Annotated in this window: 17 protein-coding genes; 9 read left to right on the top strand and 8 right to left on the bottom strand. The window is 69.9% G+C overall.

The genetic code is table 11. The features are described from left to right. Positions 1 to 148: 148 nt before the first annotated feature. Positions 149 to 625, top strand: coding sequence for a Crp/Fnr family transcriptional regulator (locus tag LRM40_RS17810; RefSeq protein WP_151125826.1), 477 nt, complete (start codon positions 149 to 151; stop codon positions 623 to 625). Positions 626 to 660: 35 nt separating this feature from the next. Here LRM40_RS17810 and LRM40_RS17805 read toward each other — a convergent pair whose 3' ends face one another. Next, a complete protein-coding gene (locus LRM40_RS17805; RefSeq protein WP_151125825.1) occupies positions 661 to 1,230 on the bottom strand; it encodes an adenine phosphoribosyltransferase in 570 nt (189 codons plus the stop codon). 100 nt (positions 1,231 to 1,330) lie between these two features. Then, positions 1,331 to 3,328: a cation:proton antiporter domain-containing protein gene (locus LRM40_RS17800; protein ID WP_151125824.1), complete on the bottom strand. Its 1,998-nt coding sequence runs from the start codon at positions 3,326 to 3,328 to the stop codon at positions 1,331 to 1,333. A gap of 54 nt (positions 3,329 to 3,382) precedes the next feature. Here LRM40_RS17800 and LRM40_RS17795 point away from each other — a divergent pair, with 54 nt between their 5' ends. The 3 genes from LRM40_RS17795 to lptC are packed head-to-tail and all read left to right on the top strand — an operon-like array spanning position 3,383 to position 5,714. Beyond that, positions 3,383 to 4,402: a KpsF/GutQ family sugar-phosphate isomerase gene (locus LRM40_RS17795; RefSeq protein ID WP_151125823.1), complete on the top strand. Its 1,020-nt coding sequence runs from the start codon at positions 3,383 to 3,385 to the stop codon at positions 4,400 to 4,402. 1 nt (position 4,403) lies between these two features. Next, positions 4,404 to 4,979 carry a KdsC family phosphatase gene (locus LRM40_RS17790; protein WP_151125822.1) on the top strand — a complete coding sequence of 192 codons (576 nt, stop codon included), beginning with the start codon at positions 4,404 to 4,406 and terminating at the stop codon, positions 4,977 to 4,979. 42 nt (positions 4,980 to 5,021) lie between these two features. Beyond that, positions 5,022 to 5,714: an LPS export ABC transporter periplasmic protein LptC gene (lptC, locus tag LRM40_RS17785; RefSeq protein ID WP_151125821.1), complete on the top strand. Its 693-nt coding sequence runs from the start codon at positions 5,022 to 5,024 to the stop codon at positions 5,712 to 5,714. A 109-nt stretch (positions 5,715 to 5,823) separates the two neighbouring features. On the opposite strand, the gene rbp is transcribed toward lptC, so the two are convergent. Continuing rightward, positions 5,824 to 6,237 carry an RNA-binding regulator gene (gene rbp, locus LRM40_RS17780; protein ID WP_231067635.1) on the bottom strand — a complete coding sequence of 138 codons (414 nt, stop codon included), beginning with the start codon at positions 6,235 to 6,237 and terminating at the stop codon, positions 5,824 to 5,826. Between the two features lie 282 nt (positions 6,238 to 6,519). On the opposite strand from rbp, the gene LRM40_RS17775 reads away from it, so the two are divergent. Beyond that, entirely contained in the window at positions 6,520 to 7,158 is a 639-nt protein-coding gene (locus LRM40_RS17775) for a MarC family protein (protein ID WP_151124809.1), read from the top strand. 19 nt (positions 7,159 to 7,177) lie between these two features. Here LRM40_RS17775 and LRM40_RS17770 read toward each other — a convergent pair whose 3' ends face one another. Further along, on the bottom strand, positions 7,178 to 8,083 hold the full coding sequence (locus LRM40_RS17770; RefSeq protein ID WP_151124810.1) for a LysR family transcriptional regulator: 906 nt from the start codon (positions 8,081 to 8,083) through the stop codon (positions 7,178 to 7,180). A gap of 92 nt (positions 8,084 to 8,175) precedes the next feature. On the opposite strand from LRM40_RS17770, the gene LRM40_RS17765 reads away from it, so the two are divergent. Beyond that, positions 8,176 to 9,882, top strand: coding sequence for a GMC family oxidoreductase (locus LRM40_RS17765; RefSeq protein WP_231067634.1), 1,707 nt, complete (start codon positions 8,176 to 8,178; stop codon positions 9,880 to 9,882). Between the two features lie 265 nt (positions 9,883 to 10,147). After that, complete coding sequence (locus tag LRM40_RS17760; protein ID WP_151124812.1) at positions 10,148 to 10,909, top strand: sulfite exporter TauE/SafE family protein; 762 nt, start codon at positions 10,148 to 10,150, stop codon at positions 10,907 to 10,909. 61 nt (positions 10,910 to 10,970) lie between these two features. Here LRM40_RS17760 and LRM40_RS17755 read toward each other — a convergent pair whose 3' ends face one another. Continuing rightward, complete coding sequence (locus LRM40_RS17755) at positions 10,971 to 13,187, bottom strand: malate synthase G (RefSeq protein WP_151124813.1); 2,217 nt, start codon at positions 13,185 to 13,187, stop codon at positions 10,971 to 10,973. Between the two features lie 54 nt (positions 13,188 to 13,241). Beyond that, entirely contained in the window at positions 13,242 to 13,928 is a 687-nt protein-coding gene (locus LRM40_RS17750; protein ID WP_151124814.1) for a haloacid dehalogenase type II, read from the bottom strand. Positions 13,929 to 14,020: 92 nt separating this feature from the next. On the opposite strand from LRM40_RS17750, the gene LRM40_RS17745 reads away from it, so the two are divergent. Next, positions 14,021 to 14,929 carry a LysR family transcriptional regulator gene (locus LRM40_RS17745; protein WP_151124815.1) on the top strand — a complete coding sequence of 303 codons (909 nt, stop codon included), beginning with the start codon at positions 14,021 to 14,023 and terminating at the stop codon, positions 14,927 to 14,929. Positions 14,930 to 15,024: 95 nt separating this feature from the next. Next, positions 15,025 to 15,297, top strand: coding sequence for a hypothetical protein (locus LRM40_RS17740; protein ID WP_151124816.1), 273 nt, complete (start codon positions 15,025 to 15,027; stop codon positions 15,295 to 15,297). An 88-nt stretch (positions 15,298 to 15,385) separates the two neighbouring features. Here the strand turns inward: LRM40_RS17740 and LRM40_RS17735 are convergent, their stop codons facing one another. Further along, positions 15,386 to 15,733, bottom strand: a complete 348-nt coding sequence (locus LRM40_RS17735; RefSeq protein WP_151124817.1) for a PsiF family protein — start codon at positions 15,731 to 15,733, stop codon at positions 15,386 to 15,388. Between the two features lie 139 nt (positions 15,734 to 15,872). Further along, positions 15,873 to 17,270 carry a serine/threonine-protein kinase gene (locus LRM40_RS17730; RefSeq protein ID WP_151124818.1) on the bottom strand — a complete coding sequence of 466 codons (1,398 nt, stop codon included), beginning with the start codon at positions 17,268 to 17,270 and terminating at the stop codon, positions 15,873 to 15,875. Between the last annotated feature and the right edge of the window lie 18 nt (positions 17,271 to 17,288).

Here is a 17,288-nt window from a genome sequence, read left to right as displayed (position 1 = left end):
CAGACGGTTGATGCGGGGCGACGGACGCATCTTCCCCCGCAGTCCAGGGGATTGGCCCGCCTCGGGAGGACGCTGATAATCGAAAAACCGCAGCCACCACAGGGAGACAGTCGTGGGGCGCGGCTCCTCCACTTTCTGGGACAAGGCCATGTCAATCGAGCAGTTGGTCGAAGCCACCGCGTCGCTGAACGCACCGGACGCCTTTCGCCCCCGTTTTGATGCCAAGCGCTGGGCGCAGTTCGGCAGCTACCTGCAGCAGCACAAGCTGCGCGCCGGCGACATGCTGGTGCGCTTCCACGACCAGGACCGGAACATGTACCTGCTGGAAAGCGGCAATCTGCAGGTCTATGTGCCCGATGACGGCAACCTCGCGCCCAGGCGCCGGCCTGTGGCCATCCTGCGGCCGGGTTCGGTGGTGGGCGAGCCCAGCATGTTCGGCGACACCCCGCGCATGGCCCAGGTCGAGGCCATGTCGCCGGCGGTGGTGTGGGTGCTCACCCGCCCCCGCTTCGAGGAACTGCTGGCCCGGGTGCCCGACCTGGGCATCGAACTGCTGCGCGCCATCGGCGCGGTGATGGCCGAGCGCATGCGCGCCAACCTGGAGCGCGGTCAGCCCATCGTCTGAGCGCCGCCGGCCCGTGGCGGGCGCTCGCCCGGCCCTCAGTGGCCGGAAAAATCCACCAGCGTAAACAGCGGCAGGCCGGCCTCGCGCAGGCGGTCGGAGCCGCCCAGCTCGGGCAGATCCACGATGGCCGCGCCCTCCAGCACGGTGGCGCCCAGCTTCTCCAGCAGGCGCTTGCCGGCCATCATCGTGCCGCCGGTGGCGATCAGGTCGTCCACCAGCAGCACCCGGTCACCCGGCTTGACGGCGTCGGTGTGCAACTCCACCGTGGCGCTGCCGTACTCGAGCTCGTAGGTTTCCTCCACTGTGGTGAAGGGCAGCTTGCCCTTCTTGCGGATGGGCACGAAACCGACGTTGAGCTCGTAGGCCAGCACCGAGCCAATGATGAAGCCGCGCGCGTCCAGGCCGGCGATCACATCGGGCCGCACGTCGAAGTAACGGTGCACGAACTGGTCGATCAGCACCCGGAACACCCGCGGGTTCTGCAGCAGCGGCGTGATGTCGCGGAACTGCACCCCCGGCTCGGGCCAATCCGGCACGGTGCGGATGGTGCTGCGGATCAGTTCGGTGGGTCGGTCCAGCAGGGGGTCGGGGCGAGGCAGGGACATGGTGTTCGGTGCGGGCAGGGGCGGCCCGGCAGGCCAGGGCGGGCCGGCATTGTGCCGCCAAGCGCCCGGCCCCCGTCAACCACGGCGGCGCAGCACCGCCTCAGCCGGTCAGCAGGCGGGTCTCGGCCAGGGCCAGGGCCTCGGGCCGGCCGGAGAGCAGCAGGGTGTCGCCGGCGGTCAGCACGAAGTCGGCCTCGCCGGGCCGCACATGGCCGTCGGCCCCCCGCACCGACACGACATGCACACCCAGGCCGTCCAGCGCCAGCAGGCCCAGCGGGCGCCCCACGCTGACCGCGCCGGGCGGCAGGCTGACGGTGCGCAGCCGGGGCTGCTGGGCCTCACCGGCGCTGTCATCGTCGGCACCGTGGAAGTAGTCGCGCAGCAGGCCGTAGCGTTCGTAGCGGGCGTCCTGCACCAGGCGGATCACCCGGCGCAGCGGCACGCCCACCAGGGCCAGGGCCTGGGAGGCCAGCATCAGCGAGCCTTCCAGGGCCTCGGGCACCACCTCGGTGGCGCCGGCCGCGCGCAGCTTCTCCAGATCGCTGTCGTCCAGCGTGCGCACCACCACCGGCACCTGGGGGGCATGCTGCTGCACCAGGTGCAGCACCTTCAGGGCCGAGGGCGTGTCGTGGTAGCTGATGACCACCGCACTGGCCCGCGAGAGGCCGGCGGCCACCAGACTGGTCAGACGGGCCGCGTCGCCGAAGACCACGCTCTGGCCCGCGGCCGCCGCCTGGCGCACCCGGTCCGGGTCCAGGTCCAGTGCCATGTAGGGGATGTGCTCCTGCTCCAGCAGTCGCGCCAGGTTCTGTCCGCTGCGCCCGTAGCCGCAGATGATGACGTGGGCCTCGGTGCGGATGGCCTTCTTGGCGATGGCGGTCAGCTGCACCGACTGCATCAGCCAGTCGCTGGCCGACAGGCGCATGACGATGCGGTTGCTGTAGAGGATGACGAAGGGCGTGGCCAGCATCGACAGCACCATCGAGGCCAGCACCGGGCTCTGCCAGCGGGCGTCGATGAGGCCATGCTCGCCCCCCAGGGTCAGCAGCACGAAGCCGAACTCGCCGGCCTGGGCCAGGTACAGGCCGGTGCGCAGGGCCACGCCGGGGGTGGCGCGGAACACGCGGGCCAGCGCGGCCGCCAGCGCCGCCTTGGTCAGCACCGGCAGGGTGGTGAGCGTCAGCACCAGCAGCCAGTGGTCCCACACGGGGTGCCAGTCCAGCTTCATGCCGATGGTGATGAAGAACAGACCCAGCAGCACGTCGTGGAAGGGGCGGATGTCGGCCTCCACCTGGTGCTTGTATTCGGTTTCGGCCACCAGCATGCCGGCGACGAAGGCGCCCAGCGCCAGCGAGAGCCCGAAATGCTCGGTCAGCCAGGCCAGGCCCAGGGTGACCAGCAGCAGGTTGAGCATGAACAGCTCTTCGCTCTTGCGCCGCGCGACCAGGGTCAGCCACCAGCGCATGAGCCGCTGCCCGCCCATCAGCAGCAGCGTCAGCAGGACCACCGCCTTGACCAGGGCGCTGCCCAGGGCCGTCACCAGGCCCTCGCCGCCACTGCCCAGGGCCGGGATGAGCACCAGCAGCGGCACCACGGCCAGATCCTGGAACAGCAGCACGCCCATCACCCGCCGGCCGTGCTCGCTCTCCAGCTCCAGCCGTTCGGCCATGAGCTTGACCACGATGGCGGTGGAGGACATGGCCATGGCCGCGCCCAGCACGAAGGCGCCCTGCCAGCCCAGGTCCCAGGGCAGGCCGAACCAGGCGGTGGCGCTGGTCAGCATCAGGTTGCCCAGCACGGCGCCCAGCACGGTCAGCACCACCTGGGTCAGGCCCAGGCCGAACACCAGGGTGCGCATGCTCCGGAGCTTGGGCAGATTGAACTCCAGCCCGATGGCGAACATCAGGAACACCACGCCGAACTCGGCCAGATTGGCCATGGCGCTGGAATCCTTGGCCACGGCCAGGGCATTGGGGCCGATCAGCACGCCCACGGCCAGGTAGCCCAGCATGGGCGGGAGCTTGAGCAGGCGGCAGCCCACCACCCCCAGCACGGCGGCGATCAGGTACAGCAGGACGACTTCGAGCGTGGTGGCCATCGGCGGGAGGGATGCGGGAGACCGGCCAAGCGCCGGCCGGACGGGGCGCCTAAAATGCGCTGCCCCATTCTGAATCAGACCAGCCCCTTGAACGCACGCTCTTCCTTCGAACCCGAACGCGCCCTGCAGCTGGCGCGCGACGCCGTCACCGTCGAGGCCCAGGCCCTGCTGGCGCTGCGCGACCGGCTGGGCGAGGCCTTCGTGCAGGCGGTGCAGGCCATGCTGGACAGCAGCCACCGCGTGGTGGTGATGGGCATGGGCAAGAGCGGCCATGTGGGCCGCAAGATCGCCGCCACCCTGGCTTCCACCGGCACGCCGGCCTTCTTCGTCCATCCCGGCGAGGCCTCGCATGGCGACCTGGGCATGGTGATGCCGGGCGACACCGTGATCGCCCTGTCCAATTCGGGCGAGAGCGGCGAGATCAACGCCATCCTGCCGGCCCTGCGCCGCCTGGGCGTGCGCCTGGTGGCCGTGACTGGCAAGCCCGAGTCGACGCTGGCCCGCCACGCCGACATCGTGCTGGATTCCTCGGTCGCGCAGGAGGCCTGCCCGCTGAACCTGGCGCCCACGGCCAGCACCACGGTGCAGATCGCCCTGGGCGACGCGCTGGCCGTGGCCCTGCTGGATGCGCGCGGTTTCCGCGAGGAGGACTTCGCGGCCTCCCACCCCGGCGGCGCCCTGGGCCGCAAGCTGCTGATGCATGTGCGCGACCTGATGCGCACCGGCGACCAGGTGCCGCGCGTCGGCCCCGAGGCCAGCTTCAGCGAGACGATGCGCGAGATGTCGCGCACCGGCCTGGGCGCCACGGCCGTGGTCGAGGGCGACCGGGTGCTGGGCATCTTCACCGATGGCGATCTGCGCCGCCGCATCGAAGCGGGCGAGGAGCTGCGCACCCGCTGTGCGAAGGACCTGATGCATCCTTCGCCCAAGCTGATCCGGGCCGACGCGCTGGCCGTGGATGCGGCCGAACTGATGGAGCGCCACCGCATCACCAGCGTGCTGGTGGTCGAGGACGACGGCCGTCTGGTCGGCGCGCTCAACAGCAACGACCTGATGCGTGCCAAGGTGATCTGAGATGGTCCAGCCTGCCCTGCGTTTTCCGCCCGAGCTGCTGGTGCGCGCCCAGGGGGCAGGACTGGGTGTCAAGGTCGCGCTGTTCGATGTGGATGGCGTGCTGACCGACGGCAGCGTCTTCATCGGCGAGCAGGGCGAGGTCTTCAAGGCCTTCTCCACCCTGGATGGCCACGGCCTGAAGCTGCTGGCCCAGGCGGGCATCGAGCCGGTGATCATCACCGGCCGGGATTCGGCGGCGGTGCGTCGCCGTGTGGCCGATCTGGGCCTGCGCCATGCACTCTATGGCGTGAAGGACAAGCTGGCCGCGGCCACGCCGCTGCTGGCCTCGCTGGGGGCGGACTGGTCCGAGGCGGCGGCCATCGGCGACGACTGGCCCGATCTGCCTCTGCTGACGCGCGCGGCCTTCGCCTGCGCGCCGGCCAACGCCCATGCCGAGGTGAAGGCGGTGGCCCACCACGTCACGGCCGTGCCCGGCGGCCAGGGCGCGGCACGCGAGTTCTGCGACCTGCTGTTGATGGCATCCGGCCGCTACGGCGAGCTCTTCCACGGCCATCTGCAGACACTGGATGGCCGCTGACATGGCCGCACCAGGTCTTCAGCGCGGCAAGGCGGACGGCCGATGAGCGGCGAGCTGCACCTGCCCGACCTGCCCGAGGTGCCGGTCAGCCTGGGCAAGGATCCCGGCGCCCCATGTCAGCCGCGGCTGGCCTGGCGGGCCCGTCTGGGCAGCCTGGCAGGCACCGCCCTGCCCCTGTTCACCATGGCCGTGCTGGCCGCCGGAACCTGGTGGCTGGTGAAGAACGCGCCCCAGGCCGAGACGGCCCGCCCTGCGGGCAGCGTGCGTCACGTGCCCGATTACCAGGTGGAGCATTTCACGCTGGAGCGTTACGACGCCCAGGGCCGCCCGACCACCCGCATCGAGGGTGAGCATTCGCGGCACTACCCCGACACCGACGAGATCGAGATCGACACCGTCCACGTGTTGTTCTACCACCCGGACGGCCGGGTGACCCGGGCCACGGCACGCGAGGCGCTGGCCTCGGGCGATGGCAGCAAGGTGCAGTTGATGGGCGCAGCCCATGTGATCAGCACCAGCACTTCGGGCGACACGGTGACCATGCTGGGCGAGGAACTGACCGCCGAGCCCAAGCAGCGGCGGGTGTCCTCGGACAAGCCGGTGTCGGTTCGCCAGGGCAGCACCGAGGTGACGGCCGACGCCTTCAGCTACGACCAGGCCAGCGGTCTGCTCACCCTCAAGGGCCACACCCGCGCGGTGCTGGTGCCGCGTGCCGCCAGCGCGGCGCAGCGCTGACATCCGTCGCGGCGCCTGAGCGGCGCCGCCTCTTGCGCATCCCGCCAAAAAGCAAAATGCCCCGGCTTGCCGGGGCATTCTTCAATGACAGCGCAGGGCTGTCTGGCGATCAGTAGCCGCCGCGGCCACCGCCGCCGCCACTGCGGCCACCGCCGCCGTAGGGGCTGCGACCACCGCCGCCGCCGTAGCCGCCGCCGCCGTAGGGGCTGCGACCACCGCCGCCGCCACCGAAGCCGCCGCGGCTGCCGCCGCCGCCGAAGCCGCCCGGACGCTCTTCACGGGGACGGGCCTCGTTGACCACGATGTTGCGGCCTTCCAGGGGCTGACCGTTCATGCCGTTGATGGCGGCCTGGGCTTCAGCGTCCGAGCCCATTTCCACAAAGCCGAAGCCCTTGGAACGACCGGTTTCACGGTCCATCATCACCTTGGCAGAGGTGACGTTGCCGAATTCGGCGAACGCTTGTTGCAGGGAATCGTCGCGCACGCTGTAGGCGAGGTTGCCGACGTAAAGCTTGTTTCCCATGGGGGAAGCTCCTTTCAATCACCAAGAGACCATGTGGAGCTTCAACCCAGCGTGAACCATCAAGCGAAGGTGCCGCGTCCAGACACAGCATTCATCACCCGTCTTGACAACGGGTTGCGAGGCATTATGAACACAAAAGGTTCCGAAGAGTAAAGGGGTCAACGGCAATCTGTTGTTTTGATGCCCCGATGACCTGGGGGGTGGATGGAATTCGGCGTTCGGGCCTCCCCGCCGACAAGTTCTCGCTGCGAAAAACCCACACTTGCCCCCAGAATCGACCGCATGGACCTGATCAAGCCCCTGATTGCGCTGCTGGCGATCGTCAACCCGATCGGGGCAGTGCCGTTTTTCATCCACTTCACGCAGGGCCTGACGCCCCAGGAGCGGCGGCGCACGATCCGGGTCAGCTCGCTGACCGCCTTCGCGGTCATCGCCGTCAGCGCCATCGCGGGCTTGAAGATCATCGCCTTCTTCGGCATCTCGGTGGCGTCCTTCCAGGTGGGCGGCGGCATGCTGCTGCTGGTCTCCTCGCTGAACATGCTGAACGCCAAACCGGGCGAGAGCCGTCCCGGCGATGTGGACCAGGGGCGCGCGAAGGCCGAGTCCGGGGCCTCGGTGGCGGTGGTGCCGCTGGGCATCCCTCTGCTGACCGGCCCGGCCACCATCTCGACCATGGTGATCTACGCCGAGAAGACCCGCACCTTCTGGGAGCACGCGGTGCTGGTGGGCTATGGCGTGGTGATCGGCGCGGCCACGTTTCTCGCCTTTTCGGCCGCCGGTCGCATCGCCCGGGTGCTGGGCCAGACCGGCATCAACGTGATGGTGCGGCTGATGGGCCTGATCCTGGCGGCCATGGCGGTGGAGCTGCTGGCCGACGGGCTGGGTGTGCTCTTCCCGGTGCTGGCCTCGCACGGCCGCTGAGCCGGCGCGGCGCCCGGGCTCAGGGGCCGCTGCGCCAGACGGCGGCGGCGGCGTCGAACAGGGTGTCCAGGGCGGCAGCCCGGGCCGGGTCGTCCTGGCGGTCCAGGGCGCCCAGGGACAGCGTGGTGTCCAGGCGGTGTTCGCGGGAGACGGCCAGCCCGCCCACATGGGCCTCGCGCAGGGCCACCGCCTCCCGCGCCAGGCTCAGGCCGAAGCCGGCGCGCACCAGATCCAGCATCGAGGCCTCCTGGTCCACCCGGGCGACGGTGGCGCGGGCGCGCCCACCGAAGACCGGCCGCAGCAGCGCGTGGTGCACCGATTCCCTGGGCGTGTCGATCCAGGGCAGGGTGGCCAGGTCCTCCCACTGCCGGCCCTCCAGCCGCGACTGCCAGCCGCGCGGGGCCACCACCACGTAGCGCACCGGGGCCAGGGTCTGCACCCGCCAGCCGGGCCCCTCCACCTCGCCCAGGAAGAAGCCCAGATCCACCCGCCCGTCCTGCACCTCGCGCAGCACGCTGCCCGAGATGCCGTGGCGCAGCTCCGGGTGCAGCTGCGGGCCGCGTTCGCGCACGGCGCGCAGGAATTCGCCCAGCCGGATGGCCGGCGGATCCAGGATGGTGCCCACCACCACCGGCACGGCCGGGGTGGGCTGGCCATCCACCGGCGCGGCACGGGCCAACTGGGCGAAGCGCTCGGCGGCCTGCACCGTGTCGCGCGCCGCCGGCAGCAGGCGCTCACCCTCGGCACTCAGGCGCAGGCCGCGGCCCGTGCGCTGGGTCAGCACCTGGCCGATGCGGGCCTCCAGCGCGGAGAGCTGCATGGACAGGGCCGAGGGGCTGCAATGCAGCGCGTCGGCGGCCCGGCCGAGCGTGCCCTGGTCGGCGATGGCCACCAGGGCCTGGAGCTGGCGCAGGTCGGCACGCATGCGATTTCAGGAATATTGAAATGAGAATCGGGGCAGAAGTGTGCTCAGCCCTGGATACTTTGCCTAGAGTGTGCCGCAGGAGACAAGTCAAATTGAAATCAAACACCGCTTCCACGGCCCGCACGCCGGGCCCTGTCCAGGATTTCGATGTCGTCATCGTCGGTGCGGGCACCGCAGGTTGCCTGCTGGCCAACCGGCTGTCGGCCGATCCGACCTGCCGGGTGCTGCTGATCGAGGCCGGCGGCAAGGACGACTACCTCTGGATCCACATCCCGGTGGGTTATCTCTACTGCATCGGCAACCCGCGCACCGACTGGCTCTACCAGACCGATGCCGACCCGGGCCTCAACGGCCGGCGCCTGCGCTACCCGCGCGGCAAGGTGCTGGGCGGCTGCTCCAGCATCAACGGCATGATCTACATGCGCGGCCAGTCGCGCGACTACGACCGCTGGGCCGAGCAGGTGGGCGATGCGGCCTGGCGCTGGGAGGAATGCCTGCCCGCCTTCCTGGCCCATGAAGATCACTGGCGGGGTGCCAGCGAGCACCACGCGGCGCCGGGCTTCGATCCCAAGGGCGCGCGCGCCGGTGGCGAGTGGCGGGTCGAGCGTCAGCGCTTGTCCTGGAAGATCCTGGACGCCTTCTCTGCCGCGGCCCAGGAGGCCGGCATTCCGGCCACCGAGGACTTCAACCGTGGCAACAACGAGGGCGTGGGCTATTTCGAGGTCAACCAGCGCAGTGGCTGGCGCTGGAATGCGGCCAAGGCCTTCCTGAAGCCGGCCCTGCTGCGCGACCACCGCGACAACCTGCAGGTCTGGACCGGTGCCACCGTCAGCCGCCTGCTGATCGACACCGATGCCGACGGTGCACCGCGCGTCACCGGGGTGGAGGCGCTGCCGCTGGGCGGCGGTGCGCCGCTGGTGGCGCGGGCCCGCCAGGAGGTGGTGATGGCCGCCGGCGCGGTGGGCACGCCGTCCATCCTGCAGCGCTCCGGCGTGGGCGAGGGCGCCTTCCTGCACGGCCTGGGCATCACCCCGGTGCACGAGCTGCCCGGCGTGGGCGGCAATCTGCAGGACCACCTGCAGATCCGCGCGGTCTTCCAGGTCGATGGGGTGCCCACGCTCAACACCCTGGCCCAGACCTGGTGGGGCAAGGCCCGCATCGGCCTGGACTATGCGCTGCGCCGCCGCGGCCCGATGAGCATGGCGCCGTCGCAGCTGGGGGCCTTCACCCGCTCGTCGGAACGTTACGCCTGGCCCAATGTGCAGTACCACGTGCAGCCGCTGTCGCTGGAGGCCTTCGGCGAGCCGCTGCACAGCTTCAACGCCTTCACGGCCAGCGTCTGCAACCTCAACCCGAGCTCCCGTGGCCGCATCCAGATCACCTCGGCCGATCCAGAGGCCGCGCCGTCCATCCTGGCCAACTACCTCAGCACCGAGGAAGACCGCCAGGTCGCGGCCGACTCGCTGCGCCTGACCCGCCGCATCGCCGCCATGCCCTCGCTGGCACCCTACCGTCCGCGGGAGGTCAAGCCCGGCGTGCAGTACCAGAGCGACGAGGATCTGGCGCGTCTGGCCGGGGACATCGGCACCACCATCTTCCATCCGGTGGGCACCTGCAAGATGGGCCGCCCGGACGATCCGCTGGCCGTGGTGGACAGCCGCCTGCGCGTGCGCGGCCTGCGTGGGTTGAGGGTGGCTGACGCTAGCGTGATGCCCTCGATCACCAGCGGCAACACCAACTCGCCCACGCTGATGATTGCGGAGCGGGCGGCCGGCTGGATCCGCCAGGACCGGGGTTAGCCCTGATGTGCCTCAAGCCCCCGCGCCATTAAAGTGCATGCACTCTCAGCGATAAGCCCCTGCGTGGTGCGCTGCTGTAGGGGGCCGAGGAGACAAAAACCGTTGGGCTGAGACTCAGAACTCAAGCCAGCCCATCCGGCAGGTCCGACAACCGGAACCTGACCGGGCCGTCACAATGTGACAATCAAGGGCGCCAGCCACCGCTGGCGCCCTTGTTCATTTCCGGCGTGCACAGCGCCTTTGTTTCGCGCTTGCGCACCTGACGATGTGGGATTTGCTGCTGGTGGCGGCCGCCTCCGGGCTGGCCGGTTGTGTCGATGCCATCGTGGGCGGTGGCGGCTTGATCCTGGTGCCGGCGCTGTTCGCCACCTATCCTGCCGCCCCGCCGGCCACGCTGATGGGCACCAACAAGGGCGGGGCCATCTGGGGCACGGCCTGGGCCGCAGGCCAGTTCGCCCGACGGGTGCAGCTGCGCTGGGCCGCCCTGGGGCCGGCGGTGGGCGCGGCCCTGCTGGGCAGTCTGGTCGGTGCCTGGACGCTGACCCTGGTGCACGCCGAGAGCCTGCGTCGCGCCCTGCCCTTCGTGCTGGCGGCCATCCTGCTCTACACCCTGGTCCGCAAGGATCTGGGCCGGGTCCACGCACCGCGCCTGGCCGGACGTGCCGAGGCCCTCACGGCCAGCGCCATCGGCCTGGCCATCGGCTTCTACGACGGCTTCTTCGGCCCGGGCACCGGCAGCTTCTTCGTGTTCCTGTTCGTGCGCGTGCTGGGCTACGACTTCCTCAATGCCTCGGCCGCCGCCAAGTTGCTCAACACCGCCACCAACGCGGCGGCGCTGGCGCTGTTCATCACCAAGGGCCACATCTGGTGGCAGGTGGCGGCGTTGCTGGCGGCGGCCAATGTGGCCGGCAGCCTGCTGGGCACCCGCCTGGCCCTGCGCCATGGCGCCGGCTTCGTGCGCGGCGTGTTCATCGTCGTGGTCAGCCTGTTGATTCTCAAGACCGGCTGGGACGCGTTCGGGCACTGAGGTCCGCCCATGAAAAAGGGCCGCCCCGTGGGGCGGCCCTGCGTCTGGCAGCGCAGCGGGCTCAGGCGCGGCGGGCGGCCTTCACCTTCAGGCGCCAGGCGTGCAGCAGCGGCTCGGTGTAGCCGCTGGGCTGGGCCAGACCCTTGAAGACCAGGTCCAGCGCCGCGCGGTAGGCGAAGCTGGTCTCGGCGTGGCCGGCCATCGGCAGGTACAGCGGGTCGCCGGCGTTCTGCTGGTCCACCTTGGCGGCCATGCGTTCGAAGGTCTCGCGCACCTGGGCCTCGCTCACCACGCCGTGGTGCAGCCAGTTGGCCACGTGCTGGCTGGAGATGCGCAGCGTGGCGCGGTCTTCCATCAGGCCGATGTCGTTGATGTCGGGCACCTTGGAGCAGCCCACGCCCTGGTCGATCCAGCGCACCACATAGCCCAGGATGCCCTGGATGTTGTTGTCGATCTCCTGCTGGCGCTCGGTGGCGCTCCAGGTGGCTTGGGCCACCACGGGGATGGTCAGCAGGTCGTTCAGCAGCTTCTCGTGCAGGCCGCTGGTGGCCATGCTGGCGGCCTCGGCTTCCAGCGTCTGCTGCACCTCGGCCACGCTGACCTGGTGGTAGTGCAGCGCGTGCAGGGTGGCGGCGGTGGGGCTGGGCACCCAGGCGGTGTTGGCGCCGGCCTTGGGGTGGCCGATCTTCTGCTTGAGCATCTCGGCCATCAGGTCGGGCATGGCCCACATGCCCTTGCCGATCTGGGCGCGGCCGCGCAGGCCGCACTGCAGGCCGATCAGCACGTTGCGGCGCTCGTAGGCGGCGATCCAGGCGCTGCCCTTGATATCGCCCTTGCGCATCACCGGGCCGGCCAGCATGGCGGTGTGCATCTCGTCGCCGGTGCGGTCCAGGAAGCCGGTGTTGATGAAGGCCACGCGGCTGGCGGCCGCTGCGATGCAGGCCTTCAGGTTGACCGAGGTGCGGCGCTCCTCGTCCATGATGCCCAGCTTGACGGTGCTGGGCGGCAGACCCAGCAGCTGCTCGACGCGGCCGAACAGCTCGTTGGCGAAGGCCACTTCGGCCGGGCCGTGCATCTTGGGCTTGACGATGTAGACCGAGCCCGTGCGCGAGTTGGTGATGCCGTTCTGGCCATGGCGCTGCAGGTCGTGCATGGCGATGGCGGTGGTGATCACCGCGTCCATGATGCCCTCGGGTATCTCGCGGCCCTCGGCGCCCCACAGGATGGCCGGGTTGGTCATCAGGTGGCCGACATTGCGCACGAACATGAGGCTGCGGCCGTGCAGGGCGACGGTGCCCTGGCCGCTCGGCGCGGTGTAGACGCGGTCGGCGTTCAGGCGGCGGGTGAAGGTGCTGCCGCCCTTGCTCACTTCCTCGGTCAGCGTGCCCAGTTGGATGCCCAGCCAGTTGCGGTAGGCCAGCACCTTGTCCTCGGCATCCACCGCGGCGACGGAGTCTTCCAGGTCCAGGATGGTGGACAGGGCGGCTTCCATGATGATGTCGCTCACGCCGGCGGCATCGCTCTGGCCGATCGGGGTGCTGCGGTCGATCTGGATGTCCAGGTGCAGGCCGTGGTGTGCCAGCAGCACGCTCTTGGGCGCGGCGGCCTCGCCCTGGTAGCCCACCAGCTGGGCCGGGTTGGCCAGGCCGGTGTGGGTGCCGTTCTTCAGCTTGACCACCAGCTGGCCGGCCTCGATGGCGTAGCCGGCGGCGTCCACATGGCTGGCGCTGACCAGCGGCGCGGCCTGGTCCAGCACCTGGCGGGCGAAGGCGATGACCTTGGCGCCGCGCACCGGGTTGTAGCCGCGGCCCTTCTCGGCGCCGTCGGTCTCGGGGATGGCGTCGGTGCCGTACAGCGCGTCGTACAGGCTGCCCCAGCGCGCGTTGGCGGCGTTCAGCGCGTAGCGGGCGTTCAGGATGGGCACCACCAGTTGCGGTCCGGCCTGCACGGCCAGCTCGGCGTCCACATTGGCGGTGGTGGCGCTCACGCTGGCCGGCTCGGGCACGATGTAACCGATCTTCTCCAGGAAGGCGCGGTAGGCCGGCATGTCGGTGATGGGGCCCGGGTGGGCGCGGTGCCAGGCGTCCATCTCGGCCTGGATGCGGTCGCGCTCGGCCAGCAGGGCGGCGTTCTTGGGCGCCAGATCGGCGACGATCTTGTCGAAGCCGGCCCAGAAGGTGGCCGTGTCCACGCCGGTGCCCGGCAGCACCTCGTCCTCGACGAAGCGGAAGAGTTCGGTGGCCACCTGCAGGCCGTGGATGGGGGTGCGTGCGTTCATATCGTCACCTCGGGTCGGTCAGAGAAGAAAGAGGAAGGGAAACGGGGTGCGGCCTCAGGCCGCGGGAAAGAAGTCCAGCACGTCGCGCAGGCTGTGGCCGATGCGCGTGGGTTCGGTGCCCAGCCGTTCCAGCGGGCCGCCGGCGCGGTTCACCCACAGCGTGGTGAAGCCGAACCAGGTGGCGCCGACGGCGTCCCAGCCATTGCTGGAGACGAAGAGGATCTCGCGGGCGGGCAGTTGCAGCGCGTCCAGGCCCACCTGGTAGGCGGCCGGGTCGGTCTTGAAGCGGCGCGTTTCATGCACGCTCAGCACCGGGTCCAGCAGGCCGCCGAAGCCGGCGCTGCGCACCGCGATGGCCAGCATCTCCGGGTCGCCGTTGGACAGGATGCCGGCGCGCACGCCGCGCGCTTTCAGCGCCTGCAGCACCTCGCGGTTCTCCGGAAAGGCCGACAGGTGCCGGTACTCGTTCATCAGCCGGTCCTCGGCCTCTGGCGCCAGCGCCAGGCCCAGCTTCTCGGCGCTGAACTGCAGGGCACTGCGGGTCAGGGTCCAGAAGGGCTGGTAGGTGCCGCTCATCGACACCAGCCGGGTGTATTCGATCTGCTTGTCGCGCCAGAGCTGGGCCAGGCGTTCGCCCGCGCCCGGAAACAGCTGCTCGGCCAGCAGCCCGACGCTGTACACGTCGAACAGGGTGCCGTAGGCATCGAAGAGCACGGCACGGGGCTGGGGGCGCTTTTCCATGTCGCCAATCTATTCGATACTTGGCAGAACATTGATAGCCGCAAAGTCGATTGATTCGTGACAAAAAGGTTCGAATCGTCGACCATCCCGCCATGGACCGCCTCAAGCAGATGGAAACCTTCGTGGCCGTGGCCACCCGCGGCTCGCTCAGCGCGGCCGCCCAGGCCGAAGGCGTGGCGCCGGCCATCATCGGTCGGCGCATGGACGCGCTGGAGGCCCGGCTGGGGGTCAAGCTGCTGACCCGGACCACCCGGCGCATCACCCTCACGCACGAGGGCAGCGCCTTTCTGGAGGATTGCCAGCGCCTGATCACCGACTTCAACAACGCCGAGGCCAGCGTGTCCGAAGGTGGCGTCAAAGCGAGTGGTCACTTGCGACTGACCGCGCCGGCCGGCTTCGGGCGTCGCCATGTGGCGCCGCTGGTGCCGGCCTTCCTGGCCGAGCACCCGGACGTGACGCTGTCCTTGAACCTGTCCGACCGGGTGGTGGACATCGTCAACGAGGCGGTGGACTGCGCGGTGCGGGTGGGTGACCTGCCGGATTCGCGCCTGGTCAGCGTGCGCCTGGCCGACAACCGCCGCCTGTGTGTGGCGGCACCCGCCTACCTGGCCCGGGCCGGTCAGCCGCAGCATCCGTCCGAGCTGCTGCGGCACGAATGCCTGACGCTGAGCTCCGACGCCAGTCAGACCCGCGGCTGGGCCTTCCGCATCGATGGCGAAGTGCAGTACCTGCGCCCGCGCGGCCGGCTGGACTGCAGCGACGGCCAGGTGCTGCACGAGTGGTGCCTGCAGGGCCTGGGCATTGCCTGGCGCAGCACCTGGGAGGTGCAGGCCGACCTGGCGGCCGGCCGGCTGGTGAGCGTGCTGGACGACTTCGCGGCGCCGCCCAACGGCATTTACGCCGTCTTCCCCAGCGCCCGCCACCTGGCGTTGCGGGTGCGGTTGTGGATCGACTTTCTCAAGCACAACTACGGCGACGCCGCCTACTGGGGAGGGCGCTGAGCCGGGACGCTGTTTTGCGCTTTCCCCTTGCGGTCGACCCGACCGGCCTGCTAGCCTGGGGCTGGCATGTGCCGCAGGTCTGCAAGGAGACGCCAATGATGGACAAGGTTCAGATGGAAATGGCCAAGACGCTGTGGGAGCAATCCCGCGCGGCCGCACGGCAGGCGCAGGACGCCTGGGCCATGGTGCTGAAGTCCCAGCAGACCCTGCTCAACTCCATGCGGCCCGCCGGGGCCCCCTTCGCGATGGCGGCTGACCAGTTCGAGAAGCTGGTGCAGTTCCAGGCGGAGCAGCAACAGGCGGCGGTGGCCTTTCTCGAGAAGGTGTCGGCCGACTACGCCAAGCTGCTGGAGCAGCAGAAGAAGTGAGCGTGCGCTGGGCCGCCGGTGCTTCGGGGGCCGCGATGAAAAAAGCCCGGCTTCGGCCGGGCTTGGTCGTTCAGGCGCCGTCAACGCCTCACTTGGCGCTCAGGCATTCCTTCATGAAGGCCTTGCGCTCGGCGCCGGCCAGGTTCTTGGCCTTGGCGTCGGCGTTGCAGGTCTTCATCTTTTCCTGCTGGGCCGTCTTGGCCGAACCGGAGGCCGCCGCCGCCGGTGCCTTGGCGCTCAGGCATTCCTTCATGAAGGCCTTGCGCTCGGCGCCCTTCTTGTCCGCGGCCTGCTCGTTGCAGGCGGCCATCTTGCTCTGCTGGGCCGTCTTGGCCTTGGGGGCGGAAGCGGCGGAGGCGGCCGGAGCGGCCGAGGTTTGTGCCATGGCCAGACCAGCGACGCAAGTCAGGGCGGCAGCCAGGATGAAGTGCTTCATGAAGTCCTCTGCTTTGGGAGTGGTGGGTCGGACAGTGCCGCAACTGCATGACACCGTCCTGACCATTTCAACGCGGCAGGCCCCGTCCCGTTGACCCTCCTGTGGGGGAGGCGCCTCAGCCGGCCTGGGGATGCTCGGTTCAGAGGATGCGTTGCGGGTGCCGCAGGGCCTCGTGGGCGTCGTGCAGCCGGCGCACCAGCACCCGGATGAAGCCGCTGTCGAAGCGGTGGCGGGTGCGCTCGCTGAGCTGTTCCAGCGCGTCGGGCGTGAAGGAGATCGTGGTGCAGGGCTCGCTCACCACCACGTCGGCCGAGTGCTTGCGCAGCTCGGCGCTGGGCGCCAGGTAGGCCAGTTCGCCCACCGAGGTGCCGGCGCCGAAGCTGGCGACCTTCTGGCCGTCGCGGAAGACCTCCACCTCGCCCTGGGCGATGATGTGGAAGCGCCGCCCCTCCTGCCCCACCTTGTAGATGTGGTGGCCCAGCGGAAAGCGCTGCCAGCGGGCACGGTGCACCACCTCCCACAGCTCCACGTCGCCGAATCCGGTGAAGAAGTCCAGGCTGCGCAACAGGGTGAAACGTTCCGAGTCCAGCACCCGCTGCAGCGGGCCGCGGGGCACTTCGTTGTGGGTGATCAGGGCCGAGAGCTGGTTGGCGAAGCTGTCCCAGTCCGCCGGCCGGTCCTCGGCCTTCTTGGCCAGCGCCCCGCGGATGACCCGGTCCAGCGCCTCGGTCACGCCTTCGCGGCTGCCCACCAGCGTGTCGGGCTCGCGGTGCCAGATCATGTTGAGCAGCGCGCCCTGGTTGTCGGCCTCGAAGGGCGGGCGGCCGGCCACCAGGTGGTAGAGCACCGCGGCCAGGGAATAGATGTCGGCCCGGCAATCCACGGCGGCGCCATCGAGCTGCTCGGGCGAGATGTAGGCCAGGGAGCCGACCCGGTGGACCTGGGTCTGGTCCGAGCCCAGGTCCAGCACGCTGCCGAAGTCGCTGATTTTCAGCTCGGTGATGTCGTCGCCGTCGGTGGTGACCAGGATGTTGGCCGGCTTCACGTCGCGGTGCACCAGGCCCTGGCGGTACATGTAACCCAGGGCCATCGCGCACTTGAAGCCGACTTCCACCACCTGCTCCAGCGACAGCAGGCGCTCGGGGGTGCAGAAGTGCCGCAGCGTGACGCCCGGCACGTACTCCATCACCAGGTAGCGGGAATCGGGCTCTTCCACCGCGTCGAGCAGCTGCACCACGTTCGGATGGTTGAGCTTGCCCACCAGGGCGGCCTCGGCGGCGAAGAAGCGGTTGGAAAAGCGCGTCTCCACCTCGGTGGCATGGGGGCGGGCCTGCACCCGCTTGATCGCCACCGGCCGGTCGTTGAAGCGGTCGTGCGCCAGGAAGACCTCGCTCGTGGCGCCCGTGCCCAGGCGCGACGCCACCCGGTACTTGCCGATGGACGCCGGCAGGTCCGGCTGCAGCGCCAGGGTCACGGTGGACTCGTGGCGGCCGGAGCGGGTGGGGTTGGAGCGGGTGGTCGAGACGGTCGAGGACATGGGCGCGCGCCCGGGCGG

Source organism: Ideonella dechloratans (assembly GCF_021049305.1).
Lineage (GTDB): Bacteria > Pseudomonadota > Gammaproteobacteria > Burkholderiales > Burkholderiaceae_C > Ideonella > Ideonella dechloratans.
The sequence above is the reverse complement of the archived record's forward strand: the minus strand, read 5'-3'. Positions and strand labels throughout refer to the sequence as shown.

Coding starts and splice junctions, on each gene's coding strand:
- LRM40_RS17810 (WP_151125826.1), top strand. CDS start 149: ATGTCAATCGAGCAGTTGGTCGAAGCCACCGCGTCGCTGAACGCACCG.
- LRM40_RS17805 (WP_151125825.1), bottom strand. CDS start 1,230: ATGTCCCTGCCTCGCCCCGACCCCCTGCTGGACCGACCCACCGAACTG.
- LRM40_RS17800 (WP_151125824.1), bottom strand. CDS start 3,328: ATGGCCACCACGCTCGAAGTCGTCCTGCTGTACCTGATCGCCGCCGTG.
- LRM40_RS17795 (WP_151125823.1), top strand. CDS start 3,383: ATGCGCTGCCCCATTCTGAATCAGACCAGCCCCTTGAACGCACGCTCT.
- LRM40_RS17790 (WP_151125822.1), top strand. CDS start 4,404: ATGGTCCAGCCTGCCCTGCGTTTTCCGCCCGAGCTGCTGGTGCGCGCC.
- lptC (WP_151125821.1), top strand. CDS start 5,022: ATGAGCGGCGAGCTGCACCTGCCCGACCTGCCCGAGGTGCCGGTCAGC.
- rbp (WP_231067635.1), bottom strand. CDS start 6,237: ATGGGAAACAAGCTTTACGTCGGCAACCTCGCCTACAGCGTGCGCGAC.
- LRM40_RS17775 (WP_151124809.1), top strand. CDS start 6,520: ATGGACCTGATCAAGCCCCTGATTGCGCTGCTGGCGATCGTCAACCCG.
- LRM40_RS17770 (WP_151124810.1), bottom strand. CDS start 8,083: ATGCGTGCCGACCTGCGCCAGCTCCAGGCCCTGGTGGCCATCGCCGAC.
- LRM40_RS17760 (WP_151124812.1), top strand. CDS start 10,148: ATGTGGGATTTGCTGCTGGTGGCGGCCGCCTCCGGGCTGGCCGGTTGT.
- LRM40_RS17755 (WP_151124813.1), bottom strand. CDS start 13,187: ATGAACGCACGCACCCCCATCCACGGCCTGCAGGTGGCCACCGAACTC.
- LRM40_RS17750 (WP_151124814.1), bottom strand. CDS start 13,928: ATGGAAAAGCGCCCCCAGCCCCGTGCCGTGCTCTTCGATGCCTACGGC.
- LRM40_RS17745 (WP_151124815.1), top strand. CDS start 14,021: ATGGACCGCCTCAAGCAGATGGAAACCTTCGTGGCCGTGGCCACCCGC.
- LRM40_RS17740 (WP_151124816.1), top strand. CDS start 15,025: ATGATGGACAAGGTTCAGATGGAAATGGCCAAGACGCTGTGGGAGCAA.
- LRM40_RS17735 (WP_151124817.1), bottom strand. CDS start 15,733: ATGAAGCACTTCATCCTGGCTGCCGCCCTGACTTGCGTCGCTGGTCTG.
- LRM40_RS17730 (WP_151124818.1), bottom strand. CDS start 17,270: ATGTCCTCGACCGTCTCGACCACCCGCTCCAACCCCACCCGCTCCGGC.